General features: G+C 67.2%; 16 protein-coding genes and 1 pseudogene. 6 read left to right on the forward strand and 11 right to left on the reverse strand.

The window, feature by feature from the left end:
• Positions 1 to 730 precede the first annotated feature (730 nt).
• Positions 731 to 1573: pseudogene (locus ABC977_RS09085) on the forward strand (diguanylate cyclase domain-containing protein); the annotation flags it as partial.
• Positions 1574 to 1618: 45 nt separating this feature from the next.
• On the opposite strand, the gene draG reads toward ABC977_RS09085, so the two are convergent.
• From draG to nifB, 7 genes are all read right to left on the reverse strand, one after another.
• Positions 1619 to 2554, reverse strand: a complete 936-nt coding sequence (draG, locus tag ABC977_RS09090) for an ADP-ribosyl-[dinitrogen reductase] hydrolase (RefSeq protein WP_369666932.1) — start codon at positions 2552 to 2554, stop codon at positions 1619 to 1621.
• Positions 2529 to 3107, reverse strand: a complete 579-nt coding sequence (locus ABC977_RS09095; RefSeq protein WP_369666933.1) for a nitrogen fixation protein NifQ — start codon at positions 3105 to 3107, stop codon at positions 2529 to 2531. Before ABC977_RS09095 ends, draG begins: the two co-directional genes overlap by 26 nt.
• Before the next feature lies 1 nt (position 3108).
• The gene (locus tag ABC977_RS09100; RefSeq protein ID WP_369666934.1) at positions 3109 to 3456 is read right to left on the reverse strand and encodes a 2Fe-2S iron-sulfur cluster-binding protein; all 348 of its coding nucleotides are present in this window, start codon (positions 3454 to 3456) and stop codon (positions 3109 to 3111) included.
• A gap of 47 nt (positions 3457 to 3503) precedes the next feature.
• On the reverse strand, positions 3504 to 3788 hold the full coding sequence (locus ABC977_RS09105; RefSeq protein ID WP_369666935.1) for a 2Fe-2S iron-sulfur cluster-binding protein: 285 nt from the start codon (positions 3786 to 3788) through the stop codon (positions 3504 to 3506).
• A gap of 165 nt (positions 3789 to 3953) precedes the next feature.
• On the reverse strand, positions 3954 to 5237 hold the full coding sequence (locus ABC977_RS09110) for an FprA family A-type flavoprotein (RefSeq protein ID WP_369666936.1): 1284 nt from the start codon (positions 5235 to 5237) through the stop codon (positions 3954 to 3956).
• An 11-nt stretch (positions 5238 to 5248) separates the two neighbouring features.
• Positions 5249 to 5527, reverse strand: a complete 279-nt coding sequence (locus ABC977_RS09115) for a 4Fe-4S dicluster domain-containing protein (RefSeq protein ID WP_369666937.1) — start codon at positions 5525 to 5527, stop codon at positions 5249 to 5251.
• A gap of 48 nt (positions 5528 to 5575) precedes the next feature.
• Positions 5576 to 7084 carry a nitrogenase cofactor biosynthesis protein NifB gene (nifB, locus tag ABC977_RS09120; RefSeq protein ID WP_369666938.1) on the reverse strand — a complete coding sequence of 503 codons (1509 nt, stop codon included), beginning with the start codon at positions 7082 to 7084 and terminating at the stop codon, positions 5576 to 5578.
• Positions 7085 to 7560: 476 nt separating this feature from the next.
• Here nifB and ABC977_RS09125 point away from each other — a divergent pair, with 476 nt between their 5' ends.
• Positions 7561 to 8013 carry a DUF4124 domain-containing protein gene (locus tag ABC977_RS09125; RefSeq protein WP_369666939.1) on the forward strand — a complete coding sequence of 151 codons (453 nt, stop codon included), beginning with the start codon at positions 7561 to 7563 and terminating at the stop codon, positions 8011 to 8013.
• 213 nt (positions 8014 to 8226) lie between these two features.
• Here the strand turns inward: ABC977_RS09125 and ABC977_RS09130 are convergent, their stop codons facing one another.
• From ABC977_RS09130 to ABC977_RS09145, 4 genes are all read right to left on the reverse strand, one after another.
• Positions 8227 to 9315, reverse strand: a complete 1089-nt coding sequence (locus ABC977_RS09130) for a lipocalin-like domain-containing protein (RefSeq protein WP_369666940.1) — start codon at positions 9313 to 9315, stop codon at positions 8227 to 8229.
• Between the two features lie 96 nt (positions 9316 to 9411).
• Positions 9412 to 11967: an FtsX-like permease family protein gene (locus tag ABC977_RS09135; RefSeq protein ID WP_369666941.1), complete on the reverse strand. Its 2556-nt coding sequence runs from the start codon at positions 11965 to 11967 to the stop codon at positions 9412 to 9414.
• Entirely contained in the window at positions 11964 to 12674 is a 711-nt protein-coding gene (locus ABC977_RS09140; RefSeq protein ID WP_369666942.1) for an ABC transporter ATP-binding protein, read from the reverse strand. Before ABC977_RS09140 ends, ABC977_RS09135 begins: the two co-directional genes overlap by 4 nt.
• A 369-nt stretch (positions 12675 to 13043) precedes the next feature.
• Positions 13044 to 16319: a sensor domain-containing protein gene (locus ABC977_RS09145; RefSeq protein WP_369666943.1), complete on the reverse strand. Its 3276-nt coding sequence runs from the start codon at positions 16317 to 16319 to the stop codon at positions 13044 to 13046.
• A gap of 469 nt (positions 16320 to 16788) precedes the next feature.
• On the opposite strand from ABC977_RS09145, the gene ABC977_RS09150 reads away from it, so the two are divergent.
• The 4 genes from ABC977_RS09150 to ABC977_RS09165 all read left to right on the forward strand — a co-directional run bounded on the left by ABC977_RS09150 (position 16789) and on the right by ABC977_RS09165 (position 21882).
• Positions 16789 to 17625, forward strand: coding sequence for a tetratricopeptide repeat protein (locus ABC977_RS09150; protein WP_369666944.1), 837 nt, complete (start codon positions 16789 to 16791; stop codon positions 17623 to 17625).
• Between the two features lie 10 nt (positions 17626 to 17635).
• On the forward strand, positions 17636 to 18187 hold the full coding sequence (locus ABC977_RS09155) for an FKBP-type peptidyl-prolyl cis-trans isomerase (protein WP_369666945.1): 552 nt from the start codon (positions 17636 to 17638) through the stop codon (positions 18185 to 18187).
• A 320-nt stretch (positions 18188 to 18507) separates the two neighbouring features.
• Entirely contained in the window at positions 18508 to 19482 is a 975-nt protein-coding gene (locus ABC977_RS09160; protein ID WP_369666946.1) for a PstS family phosphate ABC transporter substrate-binding protein, read from the forward strand.
• Positions 19483 to 19584: 102 nt separating this feature from the next.
• Positions 19585 to 21882, forward strand: coding sequence for an ABC transporter permease subunit (locus ABC977_RS09165; protein ID WP_369666947.1), 2298 nt, complete (start codon positions 19585 to 19587; stop codon positions 21880 to 21882).
• The last annotated feature ends 10 nt before the right edge of the window (positions 21883 to 21892 follow it).

Here is a 21892-nt window from a genome sequence, read left to right on the forward strand (position 1 = left end):
TCCGAGGCCTCCGATGCCCAGCATGATGGTGCGCAGCCTGGTCACCCGTCACACCCTGTGGCTCCTGCTCTTGCTCGCAGCGCTTGGCGCCTTCTATGTCTGGATGGGCTATACGTTGGGGATGCAGCGGGAGACGGAGCAGACCCAGGCGCAGCTCAGCGAGCTCATGGACACCGTCGAGCCATCGGTGGCGATCGCCTGCTTCATCGAGGATCCGCAGTTGGCCGGCGAGGTCGCGCAGGGACTCCTTGGCAATCGAATCGTCCAGGGGGTGTTCATCGATGCCGCTGCCAAGCCGTTGGCGTCGGCCACCGATGGTCCAGCCGCGGCGTTGGATTCGTCGAGGGTCCTGACCCGCCAGATCCGCTCACCCTTCGATCCAGCCGAGGTGGTGGGTGAGATCCGGCTGATCCCCGATCAGCGCGAGATCGCCAAACGGGTTGCCCAGGCGTCCTGGTTCGTCGGCCTCCTGATGCTGTTTCAGGTCCTGGCGATCGGAATCGCAACGGCGCTGCTCGCCTATGTGCTCGTCACCCGTCCCTTGCGGCAAGTGGCCGTGCGACTCCATGGCCTTCAGCCCGAGCGCGGGGCACAACTCGACCCCCCTCGGGGTCACGAGGCCGACGAGATCGGCGAGCTGGTCCGGTATATCAATGGGTTGCTCGGACGCATGGTCGCGCACATCGACGAGGAGCGGCGATTGCGGCAGGAGCTCGAGATCGATGAGCGCATGTACCGTTCGATCTTCGAGCATGCCGAGACTGGCATCTTCCTGATCAATGGATCCGGCGAGCTGTTATCCCACAATCCGAGCTTCATGAAGATCCTCGAGGAGGCGGCCCCGACGGCCGGCGAGCGATCCTTGCACCTCGCCGGCCTGTTCGACGGGGACTTGACCCGGGTCAAGGCGTTGACCGCGTTGTGCCGACAAGAGAATCGTTCGATCCATCAGGACCTTCGTGTGGCCATTCCGCGCGGCCTCCGTCAGCAGGAAAGGTGGATTCACCTGACCCTGACCCCGATCGGCGACCGCCTGTTCCAGGGTATCGTCAATGACATCACGGAACGCAAGCGGGTCGAGCTCGAGGCGCTCGAAGCGGCAAAGACGGATTCGCTGACCGGCTTGCTGAACCGGATGGGGTTCGTGGCCCAGATGCGGGACAGGTTCCGGCACGGCTTGCCGGACCCCTGTTGGTCGGTGGCCCTGATGCTGATCGACCTGGATCTGTTCAAACAGATCAATGATTCGCTGGGGCACGATGCCGGCGATCGGGCGCTGATCGACATCGCGCAACTCCTGAAACGGTTGGTTCGGCGCTCGGATCTCGTCGGTCGGCTCGGCGGCGATGAATTCGTGATCCTGCTCGAACAGACCGATCGGTCCGACGTGATCGAGGGCATCGCCCAAAAGATCGTCGAAGCCGGAACGCGACCCTTGTACGTCGGCGACGGGCGCACGGCACGGATCGGTTTCAGCATCGGGATCGCCGTCGGCGGGTCGGAAACGGCGACGCCCGAGCGACTCTTCAAGCAGGCTGATGAAGCGATGTACCGTGCGAAACGCGCGGGCGGGAACAGCTTCCAGTTCTACGAGGCGGTCGAACAGGACGACTCGCGGCTAGGCACCGCGACCTGTCGCGAACGCGAGCAGGTCGTGACTCTGGCTCAGGCACGCGCGTTCGATGCCGGCATCGAGCACCCGGCGCCACCGGCGTGGGATCGCATCGAGGCCGTAGAGGGCACCGGCGATCATGCCCAGGATCGCACCGGTGGTGTCGGCGTCGCCACCCCGGTTGACGACGTCGATCAGCGCTGATTCGAAGTCCGCGGTCGCGAACAACGCCTGGAATACCGCGATCAGCGTCTCGACCAGGTAGCCCCCGGGATTCTCCATCCGCCGCCGATCGAACGCGTAGCGTCGGTCCTCGGCGACCAGTTCGTTGGCCAGGTCGCGCAGCGCGGCACGGTCGCCGCCGAGCAGGGCCGTCTGCACCATGCGGATCACGCACAGGGTGCCGAGATCGGCGAGCGCGCTGTGGTGCGTGACGTGGGCTTGGCGCCGGTTCGCCTCGGCGACCTCGGCCAGGGGCGCGCCGAGCGTCGCCAGCGCGATCGGCAAGCAGCGCATGCAGGCCCCGTTTCCGGCATCGTAGTCGTTCGGCGGAACCTCGGTGGCGCCGGTGCGGCGATACAGCGCGATGCCGCGTCGCACCGTGTGGCCGATATCGATCGGCTTGCTGCGCATCCAGTCGCTGAAGGCCTCGGCGATCGCCTGTGGCTCTACGGCACCGCGCTCGAGGATCGTGCGGCCGAGCGCGAGGCTCATCTCGGTGTCGTCGGTGACCCGGCCCTTGCGCAGCCTGAGCCAGCCGCCGCCGACGATATCCCGGTGCTCGCCATGGACCTCGCGGATCTCCCGCGGGGTCATGAATTCGACGGTCGCCCCGAGCGCATCGCCGATCGCGAGCCCCAGGTAAGCGGCCGCGGCGCGGTCACCGAGCCGGGTCGCCGGTTGGGCGCTGCCGAGATCACTCCTCGGGTCCAAAACAAACATGATGATCACCGCAGGCGTCGCAGGACGGGGCGCGACAGACGCGCAGCCCCTCCGTTTCGCACAATTGCTTGTAGAGAAAGCGTTTCCACTTCATGTCGCGGACATTGCGCGCGGCGAGGGCCGGGAAATTGCGCTGCATCAGCTCGCTGAGATCGGCGCGCGACCAGAGTCCGAGGTCCTGCCACAGGTGATCGTCACCGAGGCAGGCGACCGCGACGATCCGGGCCAACCCGACCTCGGTTGGGGATACGCCGGCGCGGTGCGCGAGCAGCAGGTGCACCAAATCCTCGACCTCGTCGTCGCGGCCGGGCGGCGGAGGCCGCCCCGGGTTCGGGACGCGGCCGAGTCGCGTGGTCGGAAAGAGTTCGGTCAGCATCTCCCGCAAGGTCGCCGGGGTCAGCCCGAGCCAGTCCGGCAGCGCGCCGCCGCCGGTGGCCCAGGTGGCATAGAGGCTAGCCACGACATGATGGTTGCCATCGCCTGCGGCCGCCGCCATCAGATACGCATAGAGACGCTCGGCCTCGTCTTCGCGCCGTATCGCGGCCGCCGCCACGTCAATACTCCACGAGGACGTCTTCGTCGCGGACGATCATCTGACAGGCCAGGCGCCATTCGCTCGGCATGTCGTCGACTGCCAGTCGATCGATGTCGTCGGCGGTGAGCTTGCCGAGTTCACGCAGGACCGTTTTCTCCTTGTCGGTCAGGTGATAGCCCATCCGGTCCTTCTTGTCGACGCTGGTCACGCGGACCACGCAATGGCCGCATTCGCCGTCCTGGCAGTCGAACTGGACCGGCACCTGGTTGGTCTTGGCCAGCTTCAGCAGGGTCTCGGTGTGGCTGCCGGCCACGGCATACACGGTCTTGTCCTTGTGGGCCGGGTTCGAAAAGGTCACGAGTGCCATTGATGTCTCCGATAGGGTTGTCTTGTGGTGGATGATTCGATCCGGCATCAGGCCGGTTTGACGCGGCAATCGCCGAGGATCTGGGCCTGACAGGCCAGCCGGTCATGACGGCCGGCCATGTTCTCGCGCAGGACTTTCTCCTCCAGTACCGAGGGTTCGGTCAGATTGTTCCAGCCCTCGAGCACGTGCATCATGCAGGTGCCGCAGTCGCCCTCGCGACAGCCATAGAGGATGCCGGCACCGATCTTCTCGGAGATCTCGATCACGCGGGTGCCGGCGGGGACGTTGACGGTCTGTGCGATGTCGTCGAAGGTGATCTTGGCCTTGGCCACGGTGTGCTCTCCTGTTCAGGTTGATGTGGATGTGGTCGTATCCGTCCAACGCGGCTCGCGCCCTGGGATGTCCCGTTCTTCATAGGCAAGGACCAAGCGCTGGGTCCGAGCTCCCGCATCCGCGGCGGTCTGGAAGGACTCGGTGAGACGCCAGGTCGCTTTGCCCTAGCCGAGCTCCTCCAGTTCGATCACGCGACCGGTGTCCGTCGTACCGGTCAGGGCCTCGGCCAGGCGGTGTCCGAAGGCGCGGCACGCAACCAGTTCCGTGTCGCAGGGGACCAGCTTGACGCGCACGCCGGCGACCGGTACCCGCAGCTTCAGTGCCCGCAGCCGCTCCTCGATCAGCCGGACCGCCTCGCCGCTCCAGCCGTAGGAACCGAAGGCCGCGCCGATCTTGCCGGCCAGCTCGAGCGTGTTCAGCGACGACAGCAGGTCCCAGACCGGTTTGACCGCGTCGCCGTTGAAGGTCGGCGAGCCGATCACCAGGCCGTCGGCGCCGTCGATCAGATCGACGAGCGCGGCCGGTTCGTTGTCGGACAAGTCGTGGTGCGTGACTCGGACTCCGGCCTGATCCGAGGCCCCGGCCGCGATGGCTTCGGCCATCCGGGCCGTGGCGCCGTACGCACTCGCGTAGAGGATGACCAGGGATGGCCCGGCGCCGTCGCTGTCCGCGCCGATCCGCGGCCGCTCGGCCAGTTGCCGGTAGCGGGCCAGATAGCGTCGCGGCCGGTCGCGCAGCACGGGGCCGTGGGTCGGTGCGATCACCGTCAGATCTAGCGGCTCCATGAGCTCGAGCGCCGCGATCAGGGGTCGCCGGAAGGGGCGCATGATCTGTCGGTAGTAATCGTCGAACTCGGGATCGAAGGCCCCGACACGGTCGTCGAACAGACGGCCGTCGCAATAGTGGCTGCCGAAGATGTCGCCCGAGAAGAGCACGCCGTCCTCGGCCAGATAGGTGCACTGGGTATCCGGCCAGTGCAGGAAAGGCGTGTGCAGAAAGCGCAGCGTGCGATCGCCGAGGGACAGGCTATCGCCGGTGTCCACGGTCTCCACCGACGGCGGCGGATCCCCGTCGGCGGGTTTGAGCACCGCGTTCAGCAAGCCGAGGGCGCGCGGCGACAGATACAAGCGCGCCTGGGGCGCACGCCGCATCAATTCCGGCAGCGCGCCCGAGTGGTCCGGCTCGAGATGATCAAGCACGATGGCGCGTATCTCGTCGTAGTCGGCGACCGATTCGAGTCGCGCGAAGAACTCGTCCGCGTGACTGGCCTTCACGGTGTCGATGACCGCGACCCCGTCTCGCCCGCGCACCGTGTAGCTGTTGTACGTGGTGCCATGGTCGGTGTGCAGACAGATGTCGAAGGTCCGCAGATCTGGATCGAGCGCCCCGACCCAATGCACGCCGTCGGCGATCTCGACCCCCTCGCGGTGCTGAACGGCATCGTTCATCACGGCGACCCTCAGCGTGCGCGGATCTCGGCCATCGCGGCCGTCAGACGTTCCGGCGGGATGCCGGTCAGGGAGCCGGGTGGGTTCGCCGGGAGGCCTCGGTCGTCGAGGATCGCCCCCTCGACCGGGCAGATGCTGGCGCACTGCGGGTCGTCGAAGACCCCGGTGCATCCGGAACAGCGCCGCGCGTCGATCCGGAAATGCGGCTCGGCCGCCACGATCGCCTCGTTCGGGCACAGCGGCAGACAGGCCCAGCAACGGACGCAACCTTCGATGATCTGATAAGCCATTGACCGGTCTCCTGATCGTGGCCGTCGTGACCGAACCCGAGAGGGGCCTTACGCTGATTTTCGGCTGGCCGCGGCCGGTGCTCGACCCCGCCCTGCGGCCGCCATCTCTTGGTACAGGGCCCGCAGTGCCGAGTCGATCGGCCGATCCGCATGTTCGCCATTCGGCTCGATGCCGGCGGCTTCCAGGCGGCCCCAGGGCGCGAACCCGATCTTCGAACAGAGGATGGCGGAACAGTCGCTCAATGCGTCGATCGCTCGGTCGAGGGCCGCGTCGTGATCGCCGCAGTCGTCCGGGCCGGGACACTGCCGGTCGATCGTGCGCCGCTCGAGCTGCCGTATCTCGTGCTCGGTGACCTCGTAGATCCAGAACTCGCGCGCCTGGCCGAAGGGCAGGTCGATCAGATGCCCGCCGCGGGTCGCAACGGCCATACGCAGCGGCCGGACGCTCGGCGGCGGTGTCGGGGGTGTGGGCCGCGCCAGCGTCGCGAGTGCGACCCGGATCTCACCGACCGGCGCCTTCGCCGCCGCGCGGCGTGCCTCGATCTCGGCCCGCGCCTGGCGACGGCGCTCCATCGCCGCGACCGGATCGATCTCCATCGCCTCGATCCGCTCTAGCGTGAACTCCTGATGCCGATCCTCGCCGAGCAGGCCCACCGCGTCGGCCCGGCACTGACGGCAGTGGCGCATCATGTTCATGTCGCCGGCGCAGGCGTCCTGGAGCGCGCGAAGCTCCTCGGCCGTCGGGCCGCGTTGGCCCATCAGGCCATAGAAGGTGCCGTGTTCGGGCTCGGCGATCAAAGGCATCACATTGTGCAGGAAGGCCCCCTTGGCCTTGACCAGACGACTGACCTCTTTCAGATGGTCGTCGTTGACGCCGGGGATCATGACCGAGTTGACCTTGACCAGGACGCCGCGGGCGATCAGCTGTTCGAGGCCGCGCTGTTGCTGTTCGATCAGGATCTCGGCCGCGCGCCGGCCCGTGACGCGCCGGTGTTGCCAGAAGATCCAGGGGTAGATCCGGGCGCCGATGTCCGGATCGATGCAGTTGATCGTGATCGTGACATGGTCGATGTTGTGGGCGCAGATCGCATCGACCAGGCCGGGCAAGGCGAGCCCGTTCGTCGACAGACAGAGCTTGATGTCCGGGGCCTGCTCGGACAGTGCGCGGAAGGTCGCGAGCGTGCGCTCCGGGTTCGCGAGCGGGTCGCCCGGCCCGGCGATACCGAGCACTGTCAGCTGCGGGATGTGGGCGCCGACGGCCAGGACCTTTCGGACCGCCTGCTCAGGCGTCAGGAGTTCCGACACGACGCCCGGTCGCGACTCGTTCGAGCAATCGTACTTGCGGTTGCAGTAATGGCACTGGATGTTGCACGCTGGGGCCACGGCCACGTGCATCCGGGCGTAATGCTGATGAGCCTCCTCGGAGAAACAGGGATGGTCGCGGACCTTGTCGCGAATCGCCGGCGGCAGGTGCGCCAGTTGATCCGCTGCCCCGCCACAGCTGCTCGCGGCACATCCCGCTCTGCCGCTACCCTTCCCCATGCTGGAAACGCCCATCGCCCGGCCTCCACATCAAGCGGGGCCAGGCCCCGCGCACCGAAAATGACTGATGCGATCAAAGCAATCGGCATGCCATCGTTTTTCGGTGCCGCCGTAACCAGCGATATCAAGGCGTTGGAATCGCTGCGCCGGCTGGTCTGTCGGCATTGCTACAGGGGATGCGCGGCCTCATTGTCGGCATCGACACAGGGGCACGAGACCCCGAAGAGCTGTGCCGCGAGCCCCTGACCAGTTCGTGGTCGATCTGGGGCGAGTTGCCGGTTGAGCAAAGGGTTACCGGCGTCGCGCACAGGCTTGTCCACAGGCTTTCGACACCCGCTGGGGATGATTCGCGGTCGACGCAGTGTTCCGCGACGGGTCGTCAGGCAGGCGGGGTTCGATGCCGCCCTCGGGATCCGTGCGGTGATAGTGACCCCGCGTCGGGCGTCGGTTATCCTTCAAGGCTCGGAGCGAGCGCAAAGGAGGTGCGCGACATGGATAGGAAATTCGCCTTGGTGGGGTTGGTCGCCGGGATCGCCCTGGTGGTGCAGGCGGCGCCGATTTACAAATGCGAAGACGCGCTCGGACACATCCTCTACCAGGATCGCCCGTGCCGGGCCGCGTCACATGACCGCGAAATCGACGATTCGACTTATTCTGTGACGGGGCGAGGCGGTCTGACGGAGCCGGAATGGGAGGCCTATCAGCGTCTGCGCGACGAACGGACGGCGCGTGTCCAGGCCCGAACCGATGCGGGTCGGGCGCAGCAGGATGCCGGGATCGGGTATCAGGATCAGCTCAGGTTGCGCGAGCTGCGGATGCGCCGCCGCGCGATCCATGAGGCCTTGGCCCGGGGGTCCCAACCGGTCGAGCAGCGCGGCCAGCTGCGTCGTGAACTCAGTGAGATCGACCGGCTCGAGGAGGCGATTCTGACGCGAGGTCGGTGAGGGCCAGATAACCCAGCGAAACTCGTGCCGCCGCCCACTTGGGGCACCGCCCGCTTATCGCCTGGCTTACGGTGAAAAGAGGCGGGAACCAGGCGCCAGTACCCTGTAGGTCGGGTTAGGGGCGCCAACTCTGAATCCGAAGTATCCGGTATGGCGCTCGATGCGCGCCGTGACCCGACAACGCCGCGGTCACCCTGACTTCGTGGACTTGCCCTAGAGGTCGGTCGGGCGGTCCAGGTACCCGGTCATCTCCAGATAGCCGCGGCCGATCTCGCGTTCGGCGTCCTCGACGAAGACCGCCCCCTCCCAATAGACGACGCCGCTCGAACGGCGACCATCGAGTTCCTGATCGTCCATCAATGGGCGCACATGCCAGGTTTGGTCGTCGATCTCGATGGTCCAGGCGACCGGATAGCGGGCGCCGGTGCGCGGCGAGGTCCAGTGCCTTTGCGGTGTGAAGCGCACCTGATCCGGATCGAGGATCTGTTTGCGACCGTCGCCCGAACGCAATGTGCCTGCGGCCCACAACTCGTCTCCGTCGCGCGCCCGCATCTGAAAGGCCATCAGCGAGCCGCCATCGTGCAGGTTGATGCCGAGCCAATCCCAGCCCTGGGCCTCGTCGGGCAGGATCTCGCTCGACCATTCATGGTCGAGCCAGGCATGACCCGAGACTGGCCGCTCGCGGCCCCCGATCGAGAGCCGGCCGCTGACGGCCAGTTGCGGTCGGCTGTAGTAATAGCTGGCATTCTGCGGGTTCGGGGTCTTCTGGCTGAAGCCGGCGCGACCATTGAGGACCGGGGGGCCGGGCGGGTCCAGTATCAGATCGAAGGCGAACCCATCGGCGTCGATGCGCGTGTGATAGTGCTCATCTTCGAGGGCCAGCAGCCAATCGCCGATCCAGGCACGGGTCGCCCCCTGCGCGGCGCCGGCCAGCGGTTCGAGCGCACGTTCGACGCGCTCGGCGTGTATCAAGCGCCCGTTCGTCGGATCGGCGATTGCCGCGTGCGCGAGGATCAGGTGACGCGGCGCGAAACGACTTGGATTGTCAGCGCCGATCCCGGTGCCGATGCGAAAGAAGGTCACCTGGAAGCCGCGCTCATGGCCTGCGTCGTCGGTCAACCAGCCGGTGATGTACCACCATTCGGTCCGGTAGTCGGGATGGGCGCCGGTGTCCTCGGGGAACGACAGCAGGCGCCCGTCGACGACCGCGGCGAACGGATCCGCGCCGAGCGGCGGGGTCCATGGCAGCGAGATCAGGAGCGCAAGACCGACGGTCCGCGCGAAACGGGCGAGTTTCGTCATCGCTGATTCGTTCCTCCAACGGTGGTGGGTCGCGGCCTCGTGTGAGGCACATCATGGACCACGGGCGGAGAGATCATCCGTGGCTCATCCCAATCGTCACCAATCCTCGCGCACGGCGAGCACGGCATCCTGGCGCATCGCCTGACGGCCGGCGAGTCGCGCGCTGAACGCGGCCAGCGTCACCAGCGTGATGCTGAAGATCACCAGCAGACCGGCTGGCAGTTGCAGGTCCATGCTCCAATGGAAGCTCTGACGGTTGACGACCTCGATCAGCACGATCGCGATGGCGCCGCCGGCCGCCAACCCGATCGCGACGCCGACCGCGGCGGTCAGCGCGGCCTCGAGCGCGATCAGCGTGCCGACCTGACGCCGCCGCAATCCGAGGTGGCGCAGGATGCCGAATTCCCGGCGGCGGCTGGCGGCCAGCGCTGCGAACGTGGTGCCGACGCCGAAAAGGCCGATCAGCACGGCCACGATCAGCATCAGGTAGGTCACCAGGAAGGTGCGATCGAAGACCTCGAGGATGAGCGCGCGGATCGCGCCGGGCTCGGCGATCTCGCTGACGCGCTCGCCAAGCGCGACGCGGATCGCGGCCATGACGATCTCGGGATCGGTTCCGGGGGCGAGGAAGACCCCCAGGTCGTTGGTACGAAAATCGTCGGTCAGCGCGCGAAAGTCGTCGAGCTCGATCACCACGGCGCCATACTGGCGGGCGTAATCGCGCCAGATGCCAGCGACCTCGAACGCGTAACGCCGTTCGGCCAGCGGCACCTCGAGGCGATCGCCGACGCCGAGGCGCAGCCGATCGGCCATCGCCTCCGAGATCCACGCCGGTCGCAGTGCATCGGGTCCGAGCACGGGCGTCAGCGAACCGGCGACCAACGGCAGGCTGTGACCACCCAGTACCGGGCGCGCGATCAGCGCGACCGACTCGCGCGCGGCATCCAGACGCACCGTCTCGAAGCGTACCGGCCGCACCGATGCGACCCCAGGCAGGGCCGTGACCCGGTCGACGGCGTTCAGATCCAGGTAACCGCTAGCGACCGACGAGGAGGCCCGCAGATAGAGATCGGCCGGCAGCATCTGCGAAAGCCAGTCGTCGACCGAGTCGCGGAACGAGGCAACCATGATTGCCATGGCCACAGCGAGCGCGACGCTGGCGAGGACGCCGGCGCCGGCGACGACCGCCTGGCCCGGGGCCGCGGCGAGGCGTGCGCGGGCCAAGCGAACGAGTGTCGTGCGCCGTCGCTTCAACAGGCGCATGGCCCAAGGCGTCGCGCCGGGCAGCGCGAGGACCGACCCGGCGAGGATCAGTGCGACCGCGAGATAGCCGAAGATCGGAAGGCCGTCGACCGGAGGCAGCAGACTCAACGCCGCGGCGAGTCCGAGCGCCGCGAGTGCTGCGCCCCAGCGCGGCCGTGCCCGATAGACCTCGGCCTCGTCGCCGGCGCGCAGTCCACGCGCCGGGACCATTCGCGCCGCCTCGCGCGCCGGCAGCCAGGCCCCGGCCAACCCGGCGAGCAGGCCGAGACCCAGGTAGAGCAGGCTGAGCTCGGGCTCCGGGCGCCACGGCGGGGCGACGCCTTGGAAGAAGCCGGCCCCGAGATCGCCACCGATGATACGGAACGCCAGCGCCGTCAGCAGGTGTGCGAGCGCGACACCGATCAGGCCGCCGATCAGCCCGAGCATCGCCCCTTCGGCGAGCAGCCCGCGGGCCAGGCCGCGGCGGTCGAGACCGAGCGCGCGCAGGAACGCGAACTCCTGGCGGCGGCGCACGACGGCGAGCAATTGCGCCGAGAACACCAGGAAACCGCCGGTCACCAGCGCGATCACCGCGAGCATCGTCAGGTTGACCCGGTACGCGCGCGACACGCCTAGCGCCTCGGACTCGGCCTCGCGCGGCGTCAGCAGGCTGACGCCGGCGGGGAGCTTGTCGGCGAGCCGCCGTTGCGCGAGGTCGCGGTCGACACCGGCGGCCAGCCGCAGATCGACCCGGGTCAGTCGATCGATCCGATCGAACAGCTGCTGGGCCGCGCCGATGTCCATGACCGCGAGGGCCTGTCCGACCCCGGCCCCAGGCACCGCGCCGGCGATCCGCAGCGGCTTTTCGTGGAGGCCGACCTGGACCAGCAGTTCATCGCCGACCGCCAACCCCAATCGGGTCGCGGCCGCCGGACTCAGAAAGAGGGCGTCTGGCCGCAAGGCGGCGAGTCGATCGGTCGGCGCGGCGGGATCATCCGCGTCCGTCTCGAAGGGGGTCTCGGCCACCGGTATCAAAGGCGGTGTCACGGCGCCGACGCGAAAGAGGTCGATGCCGAAGATGCGCAGTGTCTCGTCGCGGCCCGGCAGCCGCGCCTCGATGTCGAGCAGCGGACTGGCCTCGGCGATCTCGGGTCGTTGGGCGAGCTCCAGGTAGAGCCTGTCATCGAAGCCGCTCCGCGGCCCGACCACCTGCAAGTCGGCCTCGCCGCTCAATAGCCGTAGGCCGCGGCCGAATTCATCGATCGCCGCGGCGTGGATCAGCTGGACCGCGAGACCGAGCGCGACGCCCAGCGCGATCGCGATCAGCGACAGTGTCGTGGCCAACCGCCGGCGCCACAGGCTCGCGATGAATAGGTGGCGCAGCACCGGGTCGATGTGCGGGCGGTTCATTCCTGCGCCGCTGCGACCGGGCGCGGCGCCTCGTCGGCCGAGGGGTCGGCGACCAGGCCGTGACGGGTCAGACGCAGGATCCGATCCGCGCGCGCCGCGGCGACCCGCGAATGGGTGACCAGGATCCCGATGGCACCGGCACTGCGGATGCGCGCGAACAAGAGATCCAGCACCCCGGTGGCCCGCTCGGGATCCAGGTTGCCGGTCGGTTCGTCGCAGAGTACGACCGCCGGCTCGTGCACCAGCGCCCGGGCGATCGCGACCCGCTGCATCTCGCCACCGGACAGGTGGCGTGGCCAGTCGTCGGCACGTGCGCCGAGACCGACCTGTTGGAGCATGGTCCGGGCACGCCGGTCCGCAAGCGCCTCGTCCTGATCGAGCAGCCACAGCGGCACGGCGACATTCTGCGCGAGCGTCAGGTGCGGCAGCAGGTGAAAGGCCTGGAAGACGAAGCCGAACGCGCGCCGTCGCAGCAACGCGAACGCGTCCTCCCCGAGGCGGGTCAGGTCCTGATCGTGCAAGCGGATCCGGCCGCCGTCGACGGGCTCGAGGCCGGCGAGACAGTTGAGCAGCGTCGACTTGCCGACACCGGATTCGCCCATGATCGCGACCGTCTCACCCGGTGCGAGCGCCAGCGAGACCAGTTCGAACAGCGGCTGGTCGAAGGTGCCATCGAAGCGCTTACAGAGGTTCTCGACGTACAGCATGAGAAACGATCGTCCTGAATTCGGTCCTACAACCCCATCGGTTCAATGAGGCGAGGACCCGATGGGTCGCGGCCTTGGTAGGGATCGGGCGAGGGTTGCCACCTTGCGCGATTCGGTGGGAAAGCCATCAGGGCCTGCGGCCGACCGCCCGCCACCCGCTTGGTCTCCGGTGGGGCGATCATGCCCGCTACTGAGCGGCGACAATGGGGGCGTTGCAACGCCGGTCCAATGGCGCCCACTCGATCGGGTCACGTTGGGAAGCCGTCAGGCGGCGGACAGGTCGGGTGCCGTCCACCGGATCCAACAGGACCGTCGCCGCAGGCGTCGATGATGCTCCGTGTATGCCCGATGCGGTATGGTCGAGCGACGTCATCGGGCGGCGAGTCGCTCCAAGACCTCGAGCAGCGCATCGCGGCAATCGGCGACCGGGTCGTGGTCGGGTGGGGCTTCGGTTATGCCGTGGTGCTGTCCACCGCACGACAGGCCCCGGGCGTGGGCGAGCCGTTCTCTCAGCACGGTGACGAGATGCGGGTCGGCGCCCGTGCGCCCAGCGCTGGCGAGCCAGCGAGCCAGAGCGCTTCCGTCATGGCCGATCCTCGGCTGGCACGGCCCGTCCGTTCGGCCGGGAACCTGGATCGCGCGGCTCCAGGTTCTGACCTCGACCATCGCGTGAAGAAGCAGTTTGTCGGTCGTGTCGAGTTCGCGGATGCCGGACCAGGTCGGGTCCGGTTGCCACCCGGCCAGCCATTCTGGCAGTTCGTCGGCCGGCATCGCGCGGGCGATGCCGTAGCCTTGGCCGAACCGGCAGCCGAGCCGGAGCAGCCAGCGACCATGTTCGACGGTCTCGACCCCCTCGGCCAGGATCTGCCGGCGAAACGCGCGGGCCAGGCCCAGCACCCCCTCGACGATCGTCAGGTCATCTTGGTGCTCCCTCATCCCTGCGACGAAGCTGCGGTCGATCTTGATCAGGCCGGCGGGCAAATGGCGAAGATAGGTCAGCGACGAATAGCCCGTTCCGAAATCGTCGAGCGCGACCTTGACGCCGAGGTCCTGACAGGCCTCGATGACGCGGCCGACCGCCGCGAGATTGGTCAAGGCGCTGGTCTCGAGCACCTCGAGCTCGAGCCCGCCGGCCGCCCCGGGATGCACGGTCAACATACGGCGCAGCCATTGAACGAAGTCGGGCCGTTGCAGGTGATAGGCCGCGATGTTGACGCTGAGCGAGAGGTCCAAGCCGCGCGTTTGCCAGCTTTGGCGTTGCCTCAGCGCCTGGTCGAGCACCCACTCGCCGAGCTCGATACCCATGGTGCCCTGGTCCAATTCCGGCAGGAAGCTGGCCGGGGACAGCAGCCCCTGTTCCGGATGGCGCCAGCGCAGCAAGGCCTCGCAGCCGATGACGGTCCCGGTACGCATGTCGACCTTGGGCTCGTAGAAGAGCTCGATCTCCTTCTGATGGATCGCGCGACGCATCCGCGCGAGTTGCGCATGATGGATTCGGACACGACGGTCGAGATCCGCATCGAACAGGTTGAAACGATTCTTGCCCGACCTTTTGGCCTCGTACATCGCGAGATCGGCTTGGCGCAACAGTTGCTCGGCATCGAGGGGCTCCATTTGCGGATAGATGCTGATGCCGATGCTGGCCGAGATCGTCAGCTCCTCGTCGTCGAGCGGAATCGGTTCGGCGATCACGCCGAGCAGGCGGTCGACGAAGGGCGTGACTTCGCGTTGGTCAGACAGGTCGACGAGGACAGCGGCGAATTCGTCCCCGCCGATGCGGGCCAAGGTCTCCCCCTTGCGCAACGAGGCCCTCATGCGGTCGGCCAGGACCATGAGTACCCGGTCGCCGAACTCATGACCGTGCCGGTCGTTGATGGTCTTGAAGCCGTCGAGGTCGATGTAGGCCACGGCCACGAGTCGTCGCCGGCGAATCGATTGGGCCTGCGCCTGTTCGAGGCGATCGCGCAACAGATTGCGGTTGGGTAGCCTGGTCAGCGGGTCGTAATGAGCGAGGAACTCGAGCTCGGCCTCATGCGCCTTCTGGGCCGAGATGTCGGCATAGAGTCCGACGTATTGCCGGGTCTGACCCATCTCGTCGCGCACCGCACTGATCGTCAGGATCGCCGGGCGGATCTGGCCATCCTTGGTGCGATTCCAGATCTCGCCGGTCCAGTAGCCTCGCTCGCGGAGACGTTGCCACATCCGCGCGTAGAACTCGGTCGGGTGCCGGGCCGAGCGGAAAATTCGCGGGGTCTGGCCGACCAGCTCCCCGTAGTCGTAGCCGAGCGAGCGGCAGAAGGCCTCGTTGGCCTCGACGATGACCCCGGAAGGATCCGTGATCAGGATTCCCTCGCGCGCATGTGTGAAGACGCTGGCGGCCAGCTTCACCTGGTGCTGCGCGTGCCTCTGGTCGGTCAGGTCGATATCGATGCAGTACATCTCGGGCTCGCCCGTTGCGCGACGTTGCATCACATGACTCGAGAACACCGGCACGCGCGTGCGATCCTTGCGAAGCAGTTCCAACTCCGCGGCCGGGATGGGGATGCCTCGTTCGATCCAATCGCTGATGCCTTGGATGACGGTGGCCCGCATCGTCTCGGGGATGATCAGGTCTTCGAGTCGCTGGCCCATGGCCTCGTCGGCCGTGTAGCCATAGATCTCTTCGCTCGCCTCGTTCCAGAAGATCACGCGCCGATTCGCATCGTAGCCTTGGACCGAGATGCGCGGGAGCCGCTCCAACAGTTGCCGGAATCGCCCCTCGCTGTGCCGCAACGCGGCATCGAGCCGAGCATGCTCGAGCTCGGCGGCCACCGGCCTGTCGAAGATATCGACCAGCATCCGCACGGCGCCGAGGTCGGCGAACGGGCGGCGGTTTTCGAGCAGGATGATCCCGAGCGGGACCCGATGTTCATCGAACAAAGGCAGTTCATAGCGGGCGGCGATGTCCTGGGTCGGTTTGGATCCCTCGTCGCTCTCGGCGACCCCGACGAGGCCGACAGGGGTCGGGTCTCCGACGATCTCGTCGGAGCCGCCGCGTTCCGCCACAGGATCATCGTATCGCCTCGTTGGCTGCCCGTTGACCCAACCGGCGACCAACCGCCGCCCGGTTCCCGCGGGGTCGAGGTGGCCGATGAAGACGCGATCGACCTCCAATTCCTCGGCAAGATGCCGGCAGATGGCCTCGTGGAAGGCCTCGCCGGACAAACCGGCGAGTCGGGTCGTCAGCAGATCCAGTGCGGTTTCGAATCGTCGCCGATCCGTGATGTCGCGCGCGAGTGCGAGGAAACGCCTGTCGGCGTGGTCTGAACGCCCCAGCTCGACGATCGACAGTTCGAACCAACGGCGCCCCGCCGGCGTATCGAGCCGGTACTGGGAGCCGCGCGAGGCTCCGGTGCCGGCGGCCTCCTCGAGTGCCGCGAGACAGACCCCGGCCACCTTCTCGGGCAGGATTTCACCGAGGGGGCGACCGAGCAAGTCCGGCGGCCGGACGGCCAGTGCGTCCTCGGTCGGCGCATGGTAGGCATGGATGCGACCATCCCGATCGACCTCGAACACCAGATCCGGGAGGGCCTCGAGAAGGGCTCGCAGGCGGAGGTCGTCGCCGAAGGGCCGGTATGCGGAAGGCAGATGCGCAGCGGAAGTCAATGATGTCTCCATCCGTGACCCGGTCGGTTGGACTCGAGTCGAGCTTCGCGGCCAACCGCTGTCGAGTTCTCGACGACCCGACCCGGTCACGGACGCCCCGGTTCTTTGGCCGGCAGATTCGGAGCTTCATTGCCACAGGGCCTGTGCTCCACGGCCCGGCGCAAACTCGGCAGAGAGCATCCGGCCGGACCATCATGACTCGAATTCTAGCCGACAACCGGGATGTGATTGGCAAATGGCGAAACGGATCGGCAAGGAATGCACCACCACCGATCCCAGCCGGGGGTTGAGCCGAACGTAGAGCCTGTTCCGATGGACCTTGTGTCTCTGGTCCGCGCGGGGCCGATGGTTGGGCGTCACAGAATGGTCATCTTCGTGTCATAAGATCACGCGATCGCCAGCAGCACAGGACGATAGTCTGATGCCTCGCATTCCTGGCCCCCGACCGCCGTGGGTGGATCGGATCCTCGTGGCCGCCTTCTTAGTCGCGTCCCTGATTGTCGCCTTACCCGCGACGGCGGCCGATGAGGAAGCCGCCCGACCCTCGGCAAGCGGGCCGGAGGCGCGCGCCCACGCCTACCTGGAACGGCAGCCGCCCGACTGGGCGGCGGCACGGCTTGCGTTCGAGGAGGCCGCCGAGGCCGGGTCGGTCACTGCGATGGCCTACCTCGGCTGGATTTACGAGCAAGGACATGGGGTCCCCGCCGATGGCCGCGCGGCGGCCGATTGGTATGCGCGAGCGGCGCGCGGCGGGGCCCACGACTTTGCCGTCAAGCTCGGCTGGATGTATCTCGGCGGCGACGGAGTCGCGCGCGATCGGGCGACGGCCGAGGGCTGGTTTCGGCGGGCGATCGAGGCCGGTCACGCGCCGGCGCGGGTCGCCTGGGCCTCGGTGCTGATCGCCGATGCGCAGGGTGGGCGCGCGCCGGAGCGGGTGTTCGAGGCACGTGAATTGTTGGACCAGGCCCTCGCCGAAGGGCTGGCGCCGGCGGCCTATTTCATCGCCCGCTTGTACATCGAAGGGATCGGCGGTCATCCGGTCGATGCCGAGCGGGCGGCGCACTTCACCCGGATCGGTGCGGACGGCGGCCATGCCGAACTACAGGGTTGGATGGCCTTCATGTACCTGACGGGACGGGGGGTCGAACCGGATCCGGTGGCCGCGGCCATGTGGGCCAATCTGGCCGCGGCCAATGGGGATTCGTTGGGCCAGCAGCTGTGGGTGGCGCTCGAGGACGAGCTGTCCGCGGGCGAGGTCGGAACCGCGCGTCGGCGGGCGCTAGACTGGGCGGTCAGGCACCAATGAAGACAGCGAGATGCTGCGCGTCATCATCGTGAGTCTGGTGGCCCTCGCGGGGATCTTCCTGTTCGTCCGCTCGTGCGGCCTGAGCCCGGCGCAGATCGAGGACCGTATCCTGCTCGCCGAGCTGAATGCCGAGGAGGGTGCCGCCTACCGCGCCGCCAATCGCCTGCGCGCCGGGGTCGTCACGCTCGCGAGCGGGTTGCAGGTCGAGGTCTTGCGGCCGGGCGACGGGGAGATTCCGACCGAGGACGACTGGGTCGAAGTCCATTATCGCGGTCGGCATCTCGACGGGCGCGAGTTCGAGAACTCGTGGCGTCGCGGCATGCCGGCGACAGTTCCGGTCGCGCGCACCATCGACGGTTGGCGCGAGACCCTGGTGTCACTCCCGGTCGGGACGCGTGCGCGGCTCGTCGTGCCGCCGGAGTTGGCCTATGGCCGCGCCGGCGGCGGCGTCATCGGCCCCGAGGAGACCCTGGTCTTCGAACTGGACCTGCTCGCGATCGTCGTCCCGGACGCGCCGCCGGAGTTCGACCCGACACAGCAGCCGGTACCGGGATTGCGATGAGGGATTGCGATGAGGCCCCAACCGTCGGATCAGCGCGGCCGCCCGTCGTCACGAACGGCGATTCGAGAGGCGTTCGATGGCGCTCGATCGCCGGTCGGCCCACGCGCTGCCCCGGTTGGCCGATCAGGCAGCGATAGGCCGGTGTCGCTGCTTGTCATGGTTTCGTCACGATTCCTTCATCTTGCCGTTACCAGGAGCCGCCATACTGATGTTCGCTGCGCGACCGCGGACCTTCGTGGCGGCGCGGCTCCACGGGACGGGACCCGGTTTCCTTCCCCGGGTCCGCTCATGATTTCCATTGCCAACTGAGGACTATCCAGATGTTGCTTAAGACGACCCTGGCGCTTGGTGTTGCCGCGGCCATGGGCCTGACGGCCTCCATCGCCTCCGCCGAAGTCGATCCGAATCTGCCCAGCTACGAGCGTGTGTCGGGGATCTCCGGGAATCTGAGCTCGGTCGGTTCCGACACCCTGAACAACCTGATGACACTGTGGGCCGAGGAGTTCGCGAAGTTCTATCCGAACGTGAACATCCAGATCCAGGGCGCTGGCACCTCGACGGCGCCGCCGGCCCTGACCGAAGGCACCTCGAACTTCGGCCCGATGAGCCGGCCGATGCGCGACTCCGAGCAACGGGCCTTCGAGGACCGCCACGGCTACCCACCGACCTTGGTGCCGGTCGCGATCGACATGGTCGCGGTCTATGTCAACAAGGACAACCCGATCGAGTCCCTGTCGCTTCCGCAGGTCGATGCGATCTTCTCGGCGACCCGCGCCTGCGGGTTGGGCGAGGACATCACGACCTGGGGTCAGGTCGGACTGACAGGCGCTTGGGAAAACCGTGACATCACCCTCTACAGCCGTAACGCCGTCTCTGGCACCTACGGTTTCTTCAAGGAAGTCGCGCTGTGCGGCGGGGACTTCAAGTCCACGATCAACGAGCAGCCCGGCTCCTCCGCGGTCGTCCGTGGCGTCGAACAGACCCTGAACGGCATCGGTTACTCGGGCATCGGCTACCGCACCGCGGGCGTGCGCGTCGTTCCTCTCGCCAAGCAGCATGGCGGTCAGGCGTTCGAAGCCACCGGCGACAACGCCGCGACCGGCGATTACCCGTTGGCCCGGTTCCTGTACATCGCCGCGAACCAGCACCCGAACGATGGCTGGAACCCGATGGAGCGTGAGTTCTTCCGGATGGTTCTCGCGAAGGAAGGGCAGGAAGTGGTGCACAAGGACGGCTATGTGACCTTGTCGGCCGAGGCCGCCGCGCGGTTCCGCACCGAGGCGAACCTCGACTGAGGCCCCCGCTGAACCGATGCAGGCCCTCGCCGCCGCACGGTGGCGGGGGCCTGTCTCGTAAGACGTTCTCGCTACCTCCCTTTGTCAAGTCTGAGGTACACCATGTCCGAGTCCTCGAGCGAGCTGGCGCGCGCTCCGCGTTCCCTGTTGCCGACCGAAGAGCGTCGCCGGAAGCTTCGGAAATGGCGATCGCTGCGCGACGGCTTCTCGCTCTACGGCGTGGGTGCCGGCGGTATCGGCGTGATCATCGCGTTGGCACTGATCTTCGTGTACCTGTTCTACGAGACCTTCCCGCTGCTGAAACCGGTGGCCGTCGAGATACGTGCGGAGTATGCGGTGCCTGGCGACATCGACGGGACACCGACGCTGCATCTGGCACTCGACCGCTTCGAGCAGCTCGGTGCCCGGTTCTCGCAGTCGGGCGCCATCACCTTCTTCGATGCGCTGACCGGGGAGCCGCGCGAACGGCTGCAGGTGCCGATCCCGGACGGTGAACGGATCACCAGCTTCGGCCGCGCCGAGGCCCGTCGCAGTCTCTTCGTCTTCGGTTATTCCGATGGCAGCGTGTTGCCGGTGAAGCTCGATTTTGCGCAGGTCTTCGTCCATGGGGAACGCCAGATCCGTCCCGAGCTGTCCTACCCGCTCGGCTCGGATCCGATCCAGATCGGCGCCGAGATCACCGGCGATTATTCGGCGTTGGCGGTGATCGAAGGACGCGGCGGCTATATCGTCGCGGTCGGTACCGAAGAGGGCGCCATCGCCGTCGCGATGTTTTCATCGCGGCGGAACCTGATGACGGGCGTAGTCCAGGTACAACGCGAGGACTCCCAGCTGCCGCCGCTGGGGCGGCCGGTTCGTCAGATCCTCGTCAACGAATCCCTGCGCAATCTGTTCGCGATCGATGACCGCGGGCGATTGGCCTCGTATGACATCGTCGATCCGAGAAACGCCTTCCTGATCGAGGAAGTCGATCTGGTCGGCGAAGGCGTCCGTGTGACGGCGGCCGAGTTCCTGGTCGGCTCCCGGTCGCTGATGGTCGGCGGGTCGGACGGTAGCGTCCGCCAGTGGATGCTGGTCCGCGATGAGGAGACCGGCACGCCGAGGGTGACCCTGGTCCGAGGCTTCCGCGACCATCCCGGCGCCGTCGATTTCATCGCGCCCGAGTATCTGCGCAAGGGATTCCTGTCCGGGGATCGTTCGGGCACGGTAGGCCTGCATTACGCGACCTCGAGTGTCACGCTCGCGCAAGAACCGGTGTTCGAAGCGGGCGTGACGCGGATGGCGATGGGGCCGAACAATGCGCGCGCCCTGATCCTGAGCGAGGAGCAGGGGCTCATACGGGTGCTGGAGATCGACAACCCGCACCCGCAGACCTCGCTCAGCGCGCTGTGGGGCCGTGTCTGGTACGAGGGGCGCTCGCAGCCCGAGTTCATCTGGCAATCCTCATCGGCCGACGATGCCTTCGAGAGCAAGCTCAGCCTGGTTCCGCTGTCGGTCGGGACGCTCAAGGCGGCGCTGTTCGCGATGCTGCTGGCGACCCCGCTGGCGATCATGGGGGCCATCTATACCGCCTACTTCATGGCGCCGTCGATCCGCCGCGTCGTCAAGCCGTCGATCGAGTTGATGGAGGCCCTGCCGACCGTCATCCTCGGCTTCCTGGCCGGTATCTGGCTCGCCCCCTATGTCGAGAACAACCTGCCGATCCTGGTCACGGGCGCCTTGCTGTTCCCGGCGACCATCCTGCTCGCGGGTTTTCTCTGGTCGCGTCTGCCGGCCGGGTTCCGCCACCTGATCCCGTCCGGGTGGGAGGCGACCTTGCTGATCCCGGTCGTGATCGCGACCGGCTGGATCGTCGTCACCACGAGCCCCTGGATCGAGATTGCCTTCTTCGATGGATCGATGCGGCAATGGTTTACCGATGTCGGCATCCCCTATGACCAGCGCAACGCCTTGATCGTCGGCATGGCGATGGGTTTCGCGGTGATCCCGACGATCTTTTCGATCGCCGAGGACGCCGTGTTCAACGTCCCGAAGCACCTGACGCAAGGGTCGCTCGCGCTTGGTGCCACCCCTTGGCAGACGGTGACCGGGGTGGTGCTCTTGACCGCCAGTCCCGGGATCTTCTCGGCCATCATGATCGGGTTCGGGCGGGCCGTTGGCGAGACCATGATCGTGCTGATGGCCTCGGGCAACAGCCCGATCGTGAATTTCAACCTGTTCGAAGGGATGCGCACGCTGGCGGCCAATATCGCGGTCGAGCTCCCGGAGACGGCGGTCGGCTCGACGCACTTCCGGGTGCTTTTCCTGTCGGCTCTGGTCCTGCTCGTGTTCACCTTCGTGCTCAACACCGCCGCCGAGGTGGTGCGCCAGCGCCTGCGCAAGCGTTACGCGTCCCTGTAACCCCGGATCC

This window comes from Thioalkalicoccus limnaeus (genome assembly GCF_041197575.1).
Taxonomy (GTDB): domain Bacteria; phylum Pseudomonadota; class Gammaproteobacteria; order Chromatiales; family Chromatiaceae; genus Thioalkalicoccus; species Thioalkalicoccus limnaeus.

Coding starts and splice junctions, on each gene's coding strand:
- ABC977_RS09160 (WP_369666946.1), top strand. CDS start 18,508: ATGTTGCTTAAGACGACCCTGGCGCTTGGTGTTGCCGCGGCCATGGGC.
- ABC977_RS09140 (WP_369666942.1), bottom strand. CDS start 12,674: ATGCTGTACGTCGAGAACCTCTGTAAGCGCTTCGATGGCACCTTCGAC.
- ABC977_RS09130 (WP_369666940.1), bottom strand. CDS start 9,315: ATGACGAAACTCGCCCGTTTCGCGCGGACCGTCGGTCTTGCGCTCCTG.
- ABC977_RS09135 (WP_369666941.1), bottom strand. CDS start 11,967: ATGAACCGCCCGCACATCGACCCGGTGCTGCGCCACCTATTCATCGCG.
- ABC977_RS09110 (WP_369666936.1), bottom strand. CDS start 5,237: ATGAACGATGCCGTTCAGCACCGCGAGGGGGTCGAGATCGCCGACGGC.
- ABC977_RS09100 (WP_369666934.1), bottom strand. CDS start 3,456: ATGGCACTCGTGACCTTTTCGAACCCGGCCCACAAGGACAAGACCGTG.
- ABC977_RS09125 (WP_369666939.1), top strand. CDS start 7,561: ATGGATAGGAAATTCGCCTTGGTGGGGTTGGTCGCCGGGATCGCCCTG.
- ABC977_RS09165 (WP_369666947.1), top strand. CDS start 19,585: ATGTCCGAGTCCTCGAGCGAGCTGGCGCGCGCTCCGCGTTCCCTGTTG.
- nifB (WP_369666938.1), bottom strand. CDS start 7,084: ATGGGCGTTTCCAGCATGGGGAAGGGTAGCGGCAGAGCGGGATGTGCC.
- ABC977_RS09155 (WP_369666945.1), top strand. CDS start 17,636: ATGCTGCGCGTCATCATCGTGAGTCTGGTGGCCCTCGCGGGGATCTTC.
- ABC977_RS09115 (WP_369666937.1), bottom strand. CDS start 5,527: ATGGCTTATCAGATCATCGAAGGTTGCGTCCGTTGCTGGGCCTGTCTG.
- draG (WP_369666932.1), bottom strand. CDS start 2,554: ATGTTTGTTTTGGACCCGAGGAGTGATCTCGGCAGCGCCCAACCGGCG.